Origin of the sequence: Lactobacillus iners (assembly GCF_011058775.1) — a bacterium.
GTDB classification, from domain to species: domain Bacteria; phylum Bacillota; class Bacilli; order Lactobacillales; family Lactobacillaceae; genus Lactobacillus; species Lactobacillus iners.
In genome coordinates this window covers 599405-614337 of the sequence record NZ_CP049230.1, presented here as the reverse complement: position 1 = coordinate 614337, position 14933 = coordinate 599405, and the positions used below count along the sequence as shown (strand labels likewise).

The following is a 14933-nucleotide window of genomic DNA, read 5'->3' as shown; positions in this document are numbered from 1 at the left end:
ATCATAAGGTTGAGATAACATCACTACATGCTTTTCAAGCTTTTTTTTATTTATTATTCAAGAAAACATCTATTGCAGAAATATTATTTTCTAATTTTCTTTCTAAAATTGCTTTCTTTATTTCAATTAATAACTCTCCTATCCTAGGTCCAGCAGGTATTCCTTTTTTCAATAAGTAATGACCATCTATTACTAATTCTGATTCATTTTTCAATGGTAATGCTTCATATCTATCTATTATTGCTTGACTATTAACGGGTTGCCCTAAGATATTAGACAAATCAAGCGTTTGCATAATAGTATCTAAATTAGTACTAAATAATTCATAATTTGACGGAATACGATAACTAAGTAAATCAAAGAAAGTCACTATATCATAAACGCAGTGCTCCATGGCATTAGAATTTTTCCAAGCACGCATAAATTTAGCTATTTCATTATTAGGTAGCTTTAATAAAATAATTATAGTTGCCCAAAATGTTTCCTCCGTAACAGGCGAAAAATTCAATTTAGAAAAAACACTTAGCTGTTCTTTCTTATGTTCTAAATATGGTACTTCATTATACAATTCTGTATCTAAAAAGACTTCAAAAGCACGCTTACTAGACTTACCGACACCCATTTTAACAAATTCATCACGAATACGTTCAATGGAAATTTTACTCAGCAATTCATGATTATCAAAAATTGCTTTTTTGGTATCCAAATCTAATTCAAAACCTAATTGGCTCATGAATCTAACAGCCCGCATCATTCTCAGTGCATCTTCATGAAATCTATTTTCGGCTTTACCTACAGCTTTAATATTATGAACAACTAAGTCATTCAAGCCATAAAAATGATCTATGATTTTGCCTTCTGCATCCATAGCTAATGCGTTAATAGTAAAGTCTCTACGCTTTAAATCTTCAGATAAATTTTGGACAAAAGTAACCTTATCAGGTCTACGATAATCTTGATAACCAGATTCAGTCCTAAAAGTAGTTATTTCATAGCTTTGACCTTCATATAAAACTGTAACTGTACCATGTTTAATACCAGTATCTATTGTTTTCTCAAAAATTTGTTTAATTTCTTCAGGATATGCACTTGTTGCTATATCAATATCATGAATATGCCGATTAAGCAAAAGATCGCGAACACATCCACCAACAAAATATGCTTCATAACCCACCTTATTTATTTTATTTAAAATAGGTAAGGCTGCTTTAAAAACATTAGGTAATTCAGTAATATTCATTATTGACTTCCTTTCATACTCACTATTAAATTTTACCAGATTTAAGGCTAAATTTGGTAAAATAAGATAATAACTATTAGTTTTAGAAAGGAAATGATATATATTCATGAATTTTTTGCCAAATAATTCAAAAACAAATTTTTCAAAATCCATTATTAAATCTATTTTAAATACTAAAACCATAAAAGATTTATTATTCATTGCACTTGGTGCTTCTATCTATGCATTTAGCCTTGATGCAATCAATATCAAAAATCAATTAGCAGACGGTGGTATAAGTGGTGTAACATTGTTACTACGATATTGGTTTAAAATCAATCCTGGTATTTCTACCCTTGTTCTCAATATTCCATTAATCATTATTGGTTATAAATATATGGGACGAAGAATGTTAATTTTAACTATCTGGGGAACATCCTGCCTATCTTTTTTCCTAAATTTTTGGCTACATACGCCTTTTATTCATCAAATAAACTTAGATCATGATCTTTTTTTAGCTGGATTATTAACAGGATTGTTATCTGGTCTAGGTATTGGAATTGTATTTAAATTTGGTGGTACTACTGGTGGAACGGATATTATTGCCAGAATATTAGAACTAAAATTAGGCATTCCAATTGGTAAAACATTATTAGGACTAGACGTTTTAGTACTTGGTATTTCATTATCATACCTAGATACCAAACATATGTTATATACATTAGTAGGTAGCTATTTCTTAGCTAAAATCGCTGATTATGTTCAAGAAGGCTCTTATGCAGCTAAAGGTGTAATCATTATTTCAGATAAATATTTAGATATAGCTAAAATGATAAATTTAAACCTAGACAGAGGTTATACATATTTATTAGCTGAAGGTGGATATCAAAATGACACCAAAAAAATTATATATTGCGTTGTTTCACCACGTGAACTTTCCAATTTAAAGTCTATAGTCCTTAATGAAGATAAAAAAGCCTTTGTTTCGATTATTGATGTTCATGAAACATTGGGAGAAGGTTTCACTTACTTACGGAAGAAAAATAATATATTTGAAAATCTAAAAAAATAAAGTAAAAAATACTAACCATGTAGGTTAGTATTTTTTTGCAATTAATGCCTTCTTATACCTTTTTATCACAATGAAACTATGTGCGTTTTTAATAATCCATGTTCTTCAAAATCTTTAGCTACTTGCAACAAACGATATTCATTACCTTTTAAAGATGAAATTTGTACTCCTATAGGTAGACCATTAATCGTTTCATAAACTGGTAAACTTATTGCAGGATCTCCAGTCAAATTCATTAATTGTGTAAAAGGCGTCCACCTATAAGTATTATCAAAAGCTTGTATAGCCACATCACGTTGTTCCCTAATAGACATGCTTTGAAGATTTGATAATAAATTTTTAAGTGTCTGAGGCAAAGCACACTCTGTTTGTTTTTTAGCAACACTTATTGTAGTAGGTGTCAAAAATAGGTCATAATTTTGATAAAATTTAGCATTTTGCTCTATCAATATATCTTGATCTTTAAGCATACCGCTATATTCATAGGCAGAAATTTGTGGTCCTATCTTATAAGATAGCCAAGCAAGATCACCTAAAGCTTTGCATAATACCCTATCACTCTGATCTTTAAAATTAGCTAAGTTTCGTCCTGTTTCTACTAAACACGTTGTATAGTAAAAATGAAATAGTTTTACTATATCAATAGCTGGAGCATCCTCTATTACTTCATGCCCCATCGCTTTCAAATAAGAGACTATACTTTTGATGGCTTTAATAGCATCGCTTGACGTAGGCTCATCAGACAAACTTTGAACACTATAAGCAATCTTTAAAGGTTTAGTTAACGATTGGATTTTTTCTTCTTTTATAGTCGGTAAACTACACATTGCATAAGGACTATAAACTGATGCATTTTTTAACATGGTAAATACATCTCTCACAGACTTAGCTAAGGCAAACTGTGTAGATAAACTATTAAAGCCCCGATAAATACCGGGGCCTGAAGCAATGCGTCCCCTTGAAGGTTTTAAACCAATAAGCCCAGTGTATCCTGCTGGAACACGAATGGATCCTCCAGCATCACTACCCATTGCAATAGGTACTATACCTGCTTTAACTGCAGCTGCTGCCCCTCCACTTGAACCACCAGGATTACGAGTTATATCTTGAGGCAAGCAAACTGCACCAAAAGCATTAGAATCAGCAACAGTCTTTAATCCAAATTCTGACACATTGCTACGTCCTATTGGTAGAAAACCCATCTCTAAAACTTTTTGTACATAAGCATCTGTGCGTGAGCTCACTTTATCACGCATCAAGGCACAGCCATTAGACGTTACTGTCCCTTCCCAAAATTCTGTCAAATCTTTTAATAAAGTAGGAACGCCATAAAAAGGTGGCAACTTTTGTCGCTCATCCTCTGTTAAATACTGTAATTGCCGATCCATCTTTTTTGCTTGACATAAGGCCTTATCAAACCAAGTAATTGTAATACAATTTAATATAGGTTGAAGTTTAATGGCATTGTCGATAGCATATTCCACTAATTTTAAACAACTTATTTTTTTATTTTTAACAAGGTCTGCATAATATGTCGCATCTTCTGTAAATAACATATAGCCTCCCTTTAATTCATAACTCTCTTTTTTAGATTTGATATTATAATTCAGTTAACAAATCTTGCATTTCAATATCTTCAGGCACCATCTCAATATATTTTTTCAAAACTAATTTAAAGTTATGAGTATCTCCTATTTCATGGAAGAATAAAGCCATTTGACGCAAAAAGTCAGCATTATTTTTAAAATTTGGATAAGCTAACAAAAATTGCTCTTTGGCCTTTTGATAATTTTCCGTCCTTTGATATGATATAGCTAAATTCCAAATCAATTGTGGATCATGTTGATTATCATCATGAGACAATAATAATATATTGTTCTTATCTTGATTGGTTATGATATATAGATTGGATAAATCTAATTTTAAATCATCATTATTAGATAATATATCAACACCTTTTTCTAAAATTTGCTGTGCCTGATCATAATCCTTCAAAGATAAAGCTGCTTTAGACCCAATTCTATATAAAGAAATATCATATTCGTTATAACTAATGCCTGCATTAGCAACGTCAAGTGCCTTATTTAATTCACCAATATTAAAATATGCCTTTGCTAAATTTGGATATACATTAACATAATCGGATTGACTATCAATAACTGCCTGAAACAATTTTATAGCCTGCTTCCAATTGCTAGTAGCCATCATAATTAATCCAGCGTCATATTGGCTATCAATATTTAGTAAACTATCCATATTATTTTGGATGATTTCAGCTGCTTCTTCATATTTACCCATCTTAGCTAAACATGACATAATTCTTTGAGAAATTGCAACCTCACCAAAGGTTTTGTTACCTTGATCTAATAATTCTTGATAATATTGCATAGCCCTATCATATGAGCCTTTTAAGTAATTAATTTCAGCACAGCCAAAAATAATAGCTGGTTCATCTTTTCGCAATGCTAATGCCTGCTTTAATTTGTCTTCAGCCACATCAAAACATCCATTTGTTTGATAATAATCTGCCTGAGCTAATAAGCTTTCAATATAACCACTACTATTAGGTTTAATATCATATAGTAATTGTAATCCTTGGTCCTCATCACCATCATTTAATAATATTTCTGCTAAATAAACCTTAAATACACCTTCATCTGGGAATGTTTTAATTAAATGCATATATACTGTTTTAGCTAAATCTGTAAAGCCAAAACCTAATAAATTTTCCGCCAAATCTATTAATACATTATTATCATCATTCTGCAAAGCTTTTTTCAATAGAATATTATTATTTGAAAAATTATGTTTCTGTATCTCATCTAATAATTTTTCTGAATATGACATATAAATTCACCCGTTTAATATATTTAAAATTAATAACAAAAACATCAGACCATAAAAGATCTGATGTTTTAAATTGAATGAAAATCCAATTATTTAACTGCTTCCTTAAGAGCCTTACCAGGCTTAAATGCAGGAACTTTAGAAGCTGGAATTTCAATTTCAGCTCCTGTTTGAGGATTACGTCCTTTACGTGCAGCACGCTCACGTACTTCAAAAGTACCGAACCCAATCAATTGAACTTTTTCATCTTTAGATAAAGTCTCTTTTACAAAGTTAAAAACTAAATCTACAGCATCAGCTGCTTCTTTTTTACTTAACTTAGTATTTGATGCTACCAAAGAAACCAAGTCAGCTTTATTTGCCATTTGCTTTCACCTCCTGAAATTGAACTTCATTTAAAAGTTCAAAAATTCATCTCCAAACGGGATAAATGAAGAATGACGAAAAATAAACATCATGCCCCTGCATTTAAAAATAGCATATAAAGAGCATAACGACAAGCTTTTTTTCCTATTTTCTTTTTCTAGCCAATATTTTAATGGGAGTTCCCTCAAAATTAAAATTCTGTCTCATTTGATTAATCAAAAAACGTTTATATGAAAAGTGTAATAGTTCAGGATCATTAACAAAAACAACAAATGTAGGTGGGACAACAGCTACTTGCGTCATATAATATATTCTTAATCGTTTACCATTTACTAATGGCGTAGGCGTAATCCTAGTTGCATCTAATAATAAATCATTTAAAACACTGGATTGAATTCTTCTTTGTTGATTTTCTTTAACATTTTTAACTAAAGAAACAATATCTTCAATTCTTTGTCCCGTTTTAGCTGAAACAAATACAATTGGAGCATAATCTAAATATTGAAATTCTTGTCTAATAACCTTAACAAAATCTTGCATGCTTGTAGTGGTCTTAGAAGGCACATCCCATTTATTAACAGCAATAATTACGCCTTTTCCAGCATCATGTGCATATCCAGCAATATGTTTATCTTGTTCTATAATACCTACACTAGCATCTATAACGATAATTGCAACATCACTTTGTTCTATAGCAGATATAGACCTCATAACTGAATATTTTTCAACTTTTTCATATACCTTACCTTTACGTCTTATTCCGGCTGTATCAACAATGGTATACTTTTGACCATCTTTTTCAAAAATAGTATCAATAGCATCTCTCGTTGTACCTTCCATGTCAGCCACAATAACCCGATTTTCACCTAAAATAGAATTAACTATAGAAGATTTACCCACATTAGGTCGTCCAATGATGCTAAAACGTATATTATTATCATCATCAGTCGTATTATTTCCATTGAATTTTGAAACAATAGCATCCAAAAGATCACCTAATCCCGTACCATGACTACCTGATACTGGAATAGGATCGCCTAATCCTAAAGAATAAAAGTCATATATATCATTTCTTTGTTCTGGATTATCAGCTTTATTAATAGCTAGTATTATCGGTTTCTTAGCTTTATATAAAATTTTAGCAATGGTTTCATCCAAATTAGTCACATGTCCAGTAACATCACTTAACATGACAATTACATCAGCTTCATTGATCGCAATCTCCGCTTGAGTCTTAATTTGCTCTTCAATTACATTATCTTCAAAAGTAATACCACCAGTATCTACTAAGACAAATTGCTTACCCATCCATTGAGCATTAGCATAAATTCTATCTCTAGTAACACCTGGTTGATCCTCTACAATAGCTACACGTGAATTTATAATTCGATTAAAAATCGTTGATTTTCCTACATTAGGTCTACCAACCAAAGCTACTACAGGTAAAGACATATTATCTCCTCCTTTTAACAAAAAAAAGAACTGAAATACATCAGCTCTATTTTAATGGTAAATAAGACCTAATCCTTCAATTGATCTCCAATAAGATCTCCTAAAGCAAATCCATTATCACCATCACTCATATACTTTTTAGCAACATTATCCTCATGACGTGGACGAGATTCATTACTCTTATTATCTGATTCAGTTTGCTTAATTGAAAGAGAAATTCTCTTATCACTAGGATCGATACCTAATACTTTAACCTTAACAGTTTGACCAACCTTCAAGAAATCACTAGGCTTTTCAACACGCTTATTGGAAATTTCTGAAACATGTACCAATCCTTGAATTCCACTAGCAACTTCTATAAAAGCACCGAAAGAAGTCAAAGATTTAACTTCTCCATCAATAACATCGCCTTCATGTAACTCAGAAGTTGCTTCTTCAAACGGAGATGGTAAAGTTTGCTTAATTGAAAGGGAGATTCGACGTCTATCATCATCAATGCCAATAACTTTTACTTTAACTTCTTGGCCAACTTTCAAAACATCACTTGGCTTATCAATGTGCTTGTATGAAATTTCTGAAATATGAACCAAACCATCTACACCACCAACATTGATGAATGCACCAAACCCTGTTAAACGTGATACTTTACCTTCTATAGTATCACCTACTACTAATTGATTAGCAACAGATTCAAAAGCCTCTTCACGTTCTTCTTCAATTAAATCTTTTCTAGAAAGAATCAATCGGTTCTTATTAGGATCAATTTCTGTAATCTTTAAGTTCATCTTCTTACCGATATATGGCTTAAGATCAGAAACATAACGATTAGAAATAAGGGATGCAGGTAAAAATCCACGAGTTCCAACATCTACCAACAAACCGCCACGTACGGCACCTGTTACAACACCTTCTACAGTGTTACCCTCAGCATAAACTTTCTCAAGTTCAGAATATGCTTCTCTTTCTTTCAATCGTGTAACAGAGAAGAAGAACTCACCATTTTCTTTATCACCGCCAGCTTTTCTAAGAACTAAAGCTTTAAACTTATCACCTGGCTTAACCAAGCTTTGCAAATTGGCATTACGATCTGCAGTGAATTCACGCTTGATGATAATACCTTCTACACCTTCATTAACAACACCAACAGTAAGTTGACCGTCTTCCACATTTAGAACTTCCACTTCTACAATGCTTCCAACTTCAACTCCTTGCATTTGCTTCAACGCATCTAAGAATTGATTACTATTATCTGACATATTTACCTCCCAATATCATCTTCCATTTTATAGGAAAACGAATGTTTTTTCTACACTTTTATTTATTTTTTTTATTTTTTTTAATTATTTGGGTCAACTTGTTAACAACTTGATCAATAGACATATCTGTCGTGTCAACCTGATATGCATCTTCAGCCTTTCTTAAAGGAGATATTTGCCTATGCATATCCTTATAATCTCTATCTGCAATATCTTTCTCAATATCAGTTAAATTTTGATTAATGCCCTTTTCTTTAAAATCCAAATATCTTCTTTTAGCTCTAGAAGCTACACTGGCAATCAAAAATATCTTAACATCAGCATTAGGCAAGACTGTAGTCCCAATATCTCTACCATCCATAATTATATTATTCTCACCAGCAATTTTTCGTTGAATTTCTACCATTTTCTTTCTAATTTCTGATAATGCTGAAACTTGCGATACATTTGCAGTTATCTCTGGAGTTCTAATATCAAAAGAGACATCTTTATCATTGATATAAACTCTTTGATCATCATTTATATTTTTAAAAGATATAATATTATTATTTAAAGCTTTCAAAATTCCACTTTGATCATCATATGCTAAGTGATTTTGTTTAGCGACTAAAGTACATGCACGATACATTGCACCTGTGTCTAAATAAATATATCCCATATTTTTAGCTATTATTTTAGCTACTGTACTTTTTCCTGCAGATGCAGGTCCATCAATTGCTACTTGCATTAACTAAAACACCTCATGTTATTATCTAGTTACTGATTTTAACATAAATATATGGAAAAATATTACAATTTTAAAAACAAGTTATCATTAACAATTTTTTTCTATAAACTTTTGCAAAGTAGGTATTATTTTGTTGGATAATATCAAAAATAATATACCATTAATAATTCCCTTTATAAGATTAAATGGAGCTATTAAAAATAATATGTAAGCCATTAAATCATTTATTCTAAAATTAACCAGTTGCATATACAAAGGAAGCAAAACATAGTAATTAATTATTGACATTGATATTGTCAACCCACATGTACCTAAAAGAATACCTATGATTTTATGCTTTAACATGTACATTTTATTTTTAGACCAACAATATATGGGAAAAATATAGCATAAACTCGCTACTAAAGCTGCTATTTGAACTAATAATGCTATTAAATTAAATCCCCCTATTATTAAACATAATATCCCCCTAACAATAGCTACTGTAGATCCTACAATAGGATTAAATACGAAAAATGAAACCATAATAATAATGTCTGAACAATCAAGTTTCAAAAATGATGCCCCAGGAATGATCGGAATAGATATTTGCATAACTATAAAGGAAAAAACTCCTAACATCATCGACAATAATAGTATTTTCAATTCATTAATATTATTAACTTTTTGATATCGCTTCATAAAAAAAACCTCCTAAATAATAAAAAGTCCGTCGTCCAAAGAACAACAGACTTTAATTACATATACTAAGTAGGTAAAAAAATGTCTGTCTTCTTTCATCTAGACTATACTATCGGTATCCTTGTGGATTCTGCTAAAAAGCTCGCGGACTGATTTACCGCCGGTCAGGAATTTCACCTTGCCCTGAAGACAACATACTTTTTTTATTATAATAATATATATTTCAACAAATGTAAATTAAAAGTGTGCAGATGTACTGCACACTTTCGATTATTTCTTATTTTCAGAAGACTTTTCTTTCGACTCTTTTTCCGTATTAGATGATTTAGCACTATCTGACTTTTTATCATTTGCATTGGATTTCTTATCATCTTTTGCTTTGTCATCTTTTTTACTACCATTATCTTTGCCTTTTTCAGATCCCTTGTCGACTTTATGCTCGACCTTGGCCTTAGAAGTTGCAGCCTTACTATGACTAGCCTTAGCACTCACACCTTTATGTTGATTTACATGAGTAGTTTTAGTAGATGCAGCTGAACTATTACTGTTATGACTACTATCTTGGGTATTATTAGATGCTGTAGTGGTTGAACTGTCATTACTTTTTTCATTAGATGAATCGTCACTAGACGAATCATCCTTATCTGCATCATCATCATCATCATCAGACTTTTTCTCGTGTTTTTTCTTTTTATGACTGTCTTTTGAGTCACGGTTATGCACCAATTCCGACTTTTGACTATCATTATCAGAGCGTGATGTAAAATGTGCTATAACTAAAGGAACACACACCAAAAATAATAAAACTAATGTAGCTAAGACCAATATACTGCGTCTTTTACTTTTTCTCTTAGCAACTGTAGATGAAGGAACAGATCGTATTCTGCGTTTAGTATTTCCTGCCGATGAAGTTTTCTGCACACTACCTCGAGGAGTACTTGGTCTTTCATAATGTTTAATAGGTTCTTCTGAGTCTTTATTCATAATAATATCTCCTATATAGACTTAATCTCCCTTATATTTTAACACATACAAAAAATATATATGAAATTAATTTTCACTATGTTTTAATTTGTTAATTTCTTCATGTGTCAACTCTCTATATTCACCCGAAATCAATGATTTCAAAGTTAGAAAAGCATAACGTTCACGTGATAATTTATCAACCAAATGATTAACTGCTTTAAACATATTTTTTACTTGATGATAATGACCTTCATGAATAGTCAACTGAACCAACTGAATATTGCGATTCTTATCTGTTTTAATGATTTTGACTTTAGCTGGTGCTGTCTTCCTACCATCAATTGTTACACCATGTTTTAAATCATATATCTCACTAGCAGTTAAAAAGCCGCTAATTTTAGCTACATAAACTTTTTCAATTTCATTTTTAGGATGCATCAAACGGTTAGCAAGTTCACCATCATTAGTCATTAATAACAAGCCAGATGTATCATAATCCAACCGCCCTACTGGATATAATCTATAAGGTAAATCTTTAAAAAAATCGGTTACTGTTTTTCGACCCTTATTATCACTTACAGTTGATACAACATTACGTGGTTTATACAAAAGATACGTATGTAACTGTTCTTTATGGATAGGAACTCCATTAACTTCAATTTTATCGTTATCGTCCACTTTAGTTCCCAATGTCGTAACAAGATTTCCATTTACTGTAACTTGGCCCGAGGTAATAAGTATTTCAGCCTTTCTTCTTGATGCTATTCCTGCTTCAGCAATAACTTTTTGCAATCTTAATTTCATATTTACTCCTCTTATTAATTAAATATCGTCACTATTATTAAATAGTTCTACTTGTTGACTATCTATAACTGAATCTGAAAAACTTTCTATCAAAGGCAGATCGTCTAAAGATTGATAACCAAAATATTGCAAAAAATATTCAGTAGTAACATACAAATTTGGATGCCCTGCTACTTCTTTCTTGCCACTGATTTCGACTAATCCTCGCCATATTAATGTTTGAATTGCACCTGCAGAATTAACACCACGAATATCATCAATCTCAATTCTTGTGATTGGTTGTCTATATGCAACAATAGATAAAACTTCTAAAGCAGATTGACTAAGGTTTTTATTCAAATCTTTTTGGAAATATTTACCTACAATGTCTGAACATGAATTTTTTGTTACTAATTTTATAACATCATTAACCCTTAAGATACTCAACCCACAATCGTGATCATCTTCTAATTTATCTTTGGTCTTTTTTATTATCTCATGTAATTGCAAAGCAGGAATATCTAATAATTGCGATAACTGATCTTCTGTAATACCTTCATCTCCTGCTAAATACAATATTGCTTCTAATTGTGCCTCTTTACTCATTTTATGCAACTAAACTTTCTATCACTAAATCTTCAAAATCACTTTCTTGATACACTTTAATCTTTTGATTTCTACATAACTCCAAAATTGCCAAAAATAATGATATTAATTCATCAACTGTGGTTAGTTCTGCACTTAATTCAAAAAAACTTAATTTATGTGCAGAATGTAATTTAGAAGAAAGCCATAGAACCATATCTTCAATCGATACTTCTTTAATATTAACTTCACCAACATTATTTTTGTGTTGAAACCGTTGCAAAACAACAAAAAAAGCACGAGCTAATTGCTTACTTGAAATTTCTCCAAATGGCAATAAACTAACTTTCTTTTGCGAAGCAACAGATGGCTCTTTAGCTACAGTGATAGGTGCACTTTTCTGTCTTTCATCTAAAAATTCTGATATTTTCTTAAATATCGAATATTGTACTAACTGTTCTACTAACTCTTCTCTAGGATCGTCATCTTCTATTATTTCATTATCAAAATCATTTTTAGGCAACAAATATTGCGATTTAATTTTAAGCAATGAAGAAGCCATCACAAAATATTCACCAGCAATTTTTAAATCCAAAGTTTGCCACTTACTTAAGTAAGCTAAATATTGACTTGTAATCTTAGCTATCGGAATATCATAAATATCAATCTTCTGTGATTTAATTAAATGTAGTAACAAATCTAACGGACCTGAAAAATTAGGCAGTTCAAGATTCAAATTAGTATCATCTATCATGTATCAGATTCCTCTATATATTTCATTAAATATGCATAATCAGGCATCGTACATAATAATCTATTTTGATATAATTCATGCAATTCCTTCATAATCATTTCTATTATCTTTTCACGATCATAGCTAGGATTAATAGATACATATCTAATGACAACAAACTCAGCTTCCACTTGCACACAAACTACGCCTTGAAAATCAACTGTGGGATTACTACGATATAAATAAACAGTATATATATCACTTTCATTATACAATTTTATTTCTGCAAGCAAATTTTTTAAAATCTTAAACTCATCAAAATAGGACAAATATCCCATAACTATTTTTTCATAATTGTTTTTATATTTATATAACATAGCAACTACCTTAAATACGAGGATGTGTACGTTTATAAACATCCATAATATGTTTTTGAGTTAAATTAGTATAAATCTGTGTGGTAGAAATATCACTATGGCCCAAAATTTCTTGAACAATACGCAAATCTGCACCATTTTCTAATAAATGTGTTGCAAATGTATGGCGTAATGTATGTGGAGTAACATTTTTATTGATCCCTGCTAATTGGCAATAACGTTTTATCATTTGCCAAACGGCCTGTCTAGTAATTTTTCCTCCCCTACTATTTAAAAATATTGCTTTTTCAAATTTGCCAGATTCTAAGAGCGTTTTATTTCTCACTGTAATCTGATACTTTTTTATCCATGACATAGCAACATTACTGATAGGTATGAGTCTTTGCTTTGATCCCTTACCAAATACTTTAATTAAATGCAATTCTTCATGAATACTATCCTCATTTAGATTAATAACTTCACTTACTCGCATACCAGTAGCATACAAAGTCTCTAAAATTGCACGATCTCTAATTCCTAAATCTGTTGTAGTATCAGGCATATTAATCAATTTAGTCACCTCTGTAGTACTCAGAGCAGTAGGTAACCTTTTTTCTTTTTTCGGAGAATCAATTCTCAAAAGAGGATCTTGTTTAATCAAATTTTGTCTAAACAACCATTGATAAAATTTTCTCAAACTTGATAACATACGACTAATACTTGCAATAGCTTTTCCTTTATCACGCTCTTGTGCTAAAAACGAATCGATAATTAAAGCGTCTACTTCCCATGTAGTAATACCCAATGATTTTAAAAATGAGAAATACTCCAATAAATCTTGCCGATAGGATAATAAAGTATTATTACTCAATCCACGTTCAATTTGGGCAAAACGCAAATAATCTTCAAGACTATCATTCATCATTTTCAACCTTATCAAATAAACTAATAACGCCAGCGTCATTATCAACAGTAATTAATTTTGCTTTCAGCAAATGACCTAAAGCACGCTTAAAGGCTGATTTAGAAATACCAAAATGTTGTTTAATTAAGTTAGCATCTGATCTATCACAAAATGGTAAGGACTTTGTGCTTTCACGATTTAAACTAACCAAAATCATCTGTGCATCATCATCTATTTCTTCATAATTACGTGGTAACACACTCATATTTAACCTACCATACTGACTATTACCAATTACCCGTCCAGTAACTTGTTCTCCTAGACGTAACGGTCTATATGATTGTGATTCATGAATAAACGCTAAATAAAAATCGGTTGTTATTAAAAAGGCACCAATTTCATATGTCAAATACACTGTACCAGTTAATTCTTTATTCATCAAATTATTGGGATAATTAGCAGCTAGTTGAGTAAATACATCACCATCAGCTAATTTTGCCCATATTCTATCTTTATGGTCTGTCTCTAACCTGACTAATAAACGGTCACCTTTCTTAGGCCATCTACTTTTATCTAATGGCAAATCATCTAACGAAAGTGCAACATCCTTATCTTTCAATCCTATATCTAAAAACACACCCAAATCTTTTCTAACTTCTGTAACAGTTGACCATCCATATTGATCTTCTTGAGCAAAAGGATAAAATTGCGTCATCACATGCTTATGATTTTTATTTTCATAAACAAATCCTTTAACTATGTCACCGAGTTTTAATGGTTCTTCTTGTGTAAGTTCAACATTATTCAACTCAAAGGTCACACCTGAAACCTGAACAAAAAATGCATTAGTATTTTTATCAATTACTTTACCAGAAACAATTTTTCCAAGCATATTATTCCTCATCTTTACATAATCATTATTATGATAAGTATAAATTAAAATCAAGAAAAATAAAAGAATCTAGACAACATATCTAGATTCTTTA

Annotated in this window: 16 protein-coding genes and 1 riboswitch; of the genes, 1 reads left to right on the top strand and 15 read right to left on the bottom strand. The window is 31.0% G+C overall.

The features are described 5' to 3' along the window. Positions 1-46 precede the first annotated feature (46 nt). Positions 47-1240 carry a CCA tRNA nucleotidyltransferase gene (locus G6Z82_RS03135; protein WP_006730861.1) on the bottom strand — a complete coding sequence of 398 codons (1194 nt, stop codon included), beginning with the start codon at positions 1238-1240 and terminating at the stop codon, positions 47-49. Positions 1241-1346: 106 nt separating this feature from the next. Between G6Z82_RS03135 and G6Z82_RS03130 the strand changes: the two genes are divergently transcribed. Beyond that, positions 1347-2291 (top strand): YitT family protein, encoded by a 945-nt coding sequence (locus tag G6Z82_RS03130; RefSeq protein WP_009310270.1) that lies wholly within the window; start codon positions 1347-1349, stop codon positions 2289-2291. Between the two features lie 65 nt (positions 2292-2356). Here G6Z82_RS03130 and G6Z82_RS03125 read toward each other — a convergent pair whose 3' ends face one another. The 14 genes from G6Z82_RS03125 to G6Z82_RS03060 form a co-directional block, all read right to left on the bottom strand. Further along, on the bottom strand, positions 2357-3847 hold the full coding sequence (locus tag G6Z82_RS03125; RefSeq protein ID WP_006735013.1) for an amidase family protein: 1491 nt from the start codon (positions 3845-3847) through the stop codon (positions 2357-2359). A gap of 43 nt (positions 3848-3890) precedes the next feature. After that, positions 3891-5138 carry a tetratricopeptide repeat protein gene (locus G6Z82_RS03120; protein WP_009310269.1) on the bottom strand — a complete coding sequence of 416 codons (1248 nt, stop codon included), beginning with the start codon at positions 5136-5138 and terminating at the stop codon, positions 3891-3893. Between the two features lie 89 nt (positions 5139-5227). Continuing rightward, the gene (locus G6Z82_RS03115; protein ID WP_006729980.1) at positions 5228-5503 is read right to left on the bottom strand and encodes an HU family DNA-binding protein; all 276 of its coding nucleotides are present in this window, start codon (positions 5501-5503) and stop codon (positions 5228-5230) included. A gap of 145 nt (positions 5504-5648) precedes the next feature. Continuing rightward, positions 5649-6956 (bottom strand): ribosome biogenesis GTPase Der, encoded by a 1308-nt coding sequence (gene der / locus G6Z82_RS03110; protein ID WP_006730871.1) that lies wholly within the window; start codon positions 6954-6956, stop codon positions 5649-5651. 68 nt (positions 6957-7024) lie between these two features. Beyond that, entirely contained in the window at positions 7025-8212 is a 1188-nt protein-coding gene (rpsA, locus tag G6Z82_RS03105) for a 30S ribosomal protein S1 (RefSeq protein WP_006729982.1), read from the bottom strand. A 58-nt stretch (positions 8213-8270) separates the two neighbouring features. Further along, a complete protein-coding gene (gene cmk / locus G6Z82_RS03100) occupies positions 8271-8939 on the bottom strand; it encodes a (d)CMP kinase (protein WP_006729983.1) in 669 nt (222 codons plus the stop codon). A gap of 87 nt (positions 8940-9026) precedes the next feature. Beyond that, entirely contained in the window at positions 9027-9620 is a 594-nt protein-coding gene (locus tag G6Z82_RS03095) for an ECF transporter S component (protein ID WP_164785785.1), read from the bottom strand. A gap of 83 nt (positions 9621-9703) precedes the next feature. Next, a riboswitch (FMN riboswitch) is annotated at positions 9704-9815 on the bottom strand. A gap of 75 nt (positions 9816-9890) precedes the next feature. Next, positions 9891-10604 carry a hypothetical protein gene (locus G6Z82_RS03090; protein ID WP_164785784.1) on the bottom strand — a complete coding sequence of 238 codons (714 nt, stop codon included), beginning with the start codon at positions 10602-10604 and terminating at the stop codon, positions 9891-9893. A 66-nt stretch (positions 10605-10670) separates the two neighbouring features. Further along, on the bottom strand, positions 10671-11390 hold the full coding sequence (locus G6Z82_RS03085; protein ID WP_006729986.1) for a pseudouridine synthase: 720 nt from the start codon (positions 11388-11390) through the stop codon (positions 10671-10673). Between the two features lie 18 nt (positions 11391-11408). Further along, positions 11409-11975: an SMC-Scp complex subunit ScpB gene (gene scpB / locus G6Z82_RS03080; RefSeq protein ID WP_006730879.1), complete on the bottom strand. Its 567-nt coding sequence runs from the start codon at positions 11973-11975 to the stop codon at positions 11409-11411. 1 nt (position 11976) lies between these two features. Then, on the bottom strand, positions 11977-12708 hold the full coding sequence (locus tag G6Z82_RS03075) for a segregation and condensation protein A (RefSeq protein ID WP_006730885.1): 732 nt from the start codon (positions 12706-12708) through the stop codon (positions 11977-11979). Then, complete coding sequence (locus G6Z82_RS03070) at positions 12705-13064, bottom strand: hypothetical protein (protein WP_006733169.1); 360 nt, start codon at positions 13062-13064, stop codon at positions 12705-12707. Before G6Z82_RS03070 ends, G6Z82_RS03075 begins: the two co-directional genes overlap by 4 nt. A gap of 10 nt (positions 13065-13074) precedes the next feature. Beyond that, positions 13075-13965, bottom strand: a complete 891-nt coding sequence (gene xerD, locus G6Z82_RS03065) for a site-specific tyrosine recombinase XerD (protein ID WP_006732783.1) — start codon at positions 13963-13965, stop codon at positions 13075-13077. Then, complete coding sequence (locus tag G6Z82_RS03060) at positions 13958-14839, bottom strand: CvfB family protein (RefSeq protein ID WP_006732799.1); 882 nt, start codon at positions 14837-14839, stop codon at positions 13958-13960. Before G6Z82_RS03060 ends, xerD begins: the two co-directional genes overlap by 8 nt. Positions 14840-14933 lie beyond the last annotated feature (94 nt).

Coding starts and splice junctions, on each gene's coding strand:
- G6Z82_RS03135 (WP_006730861.1), bottom strand. CDS start 1,240: ATGAATATTACTGAATTACCTAATGTTTTTAAAGCAGCCTTACCTATT.
- G6Z82_RS03130 (WP_009310270.1), top strand. CDS start 1,347: ATGAATTTTTTGCCAAATAATTCAAAAACAAATTTTTCAAAATCCATT.
- G6Z82_RS03125 (WP_006735013.1), bottom strand. CDS start 3,847: ATGTTATTTACAGAAGATGCGACATATTATGCAGACCTTGTTAAAAAT.
- G6Z82_RS03120 (WP_009310269.1), bottom strand. CDS start 5,138: ATGTCATATTCAGAAAAATTATTAGATGAGATACAGAAACATAATTTT.
- G6Z82_RS03115 (WP_006729980.1), bottom strand. CDS start 5,503: ATGGCAAATAAAGCTGACTTGGTTTCTTTGGTAGCATCAAATACTAAG.
- der (WP_006730871.1), bottom strand. CDS start 6,956: ATGTCTTTACCTGTAGTAGCTTTGGTTGGTAGACCTAATGTAGGAAAA.
- rpsA (WP_006729982.1), bottom strand. CDS start 8,212: ATGTCAGATAATAGTAATCAATTCTTAGATGCGTTGAAGCAAATGCAA.
- cmk (WP_006729983.1), bottom strand. CDS start 8,939: ATGCAAGTAGCAATTGATGGACCTGCATCTGCAGGAAAAAGTACAGTA.
- G6Z82_RS03095 (WP_164785785.1), bottom strand. CDS start 9,620: ATGAAGCGATATCAAAAAGTTAATAATATTAATGAATTGAAAATACTA.
- G6Z82_RS03090 (WP_164785784.1), bottom strand. CDS start 10,604: ATGAATAAAGACTCAGAAGAACCTATTAAACATTATGAAAGACCAAGT.
- G6Z82_RS03085 (WP_006729986.1), bottom strand. CDS start 11,390: ATGAAATTAAGATTGCAAAAAGTTATTGCTGAAGCAGGAATAGCATCA.
- scpB (WP_006730879.1), bottom strand. CDS start 11,975: ATGAGTAAAGAGGCACAATTAGAAGCAATATTGTATTTAGCAGGAGAT.
- G6Z82_RS03075 (WP_006730885.1), bottom strand. CDS start 12,708: ATGATAGATGATACTAATTTGAATCTTGAACTGCCTAATTTTTCAGGT.
- G6Z82_RS03070 (WP_006733169.1), bottom strand. CDS start 13,064: ATGTTATATAAATATAAAAACAATTATGAAAAAATAGTTATGGGATAT.
- xerD (WP_006732783.1), bottom strand. CDS start 13,965: ATGAATGATAGTCTTGAAGATTATTTGCGTTTTGCCCAAATTGAACGT.
- G6Z82_RS03060 (WP_006732799.1), bottom strand. CDS start 14,839: ATGCTTGGAAAAATTGTTTCTGGTAAAGTAATTGATAAAAATACTAAT.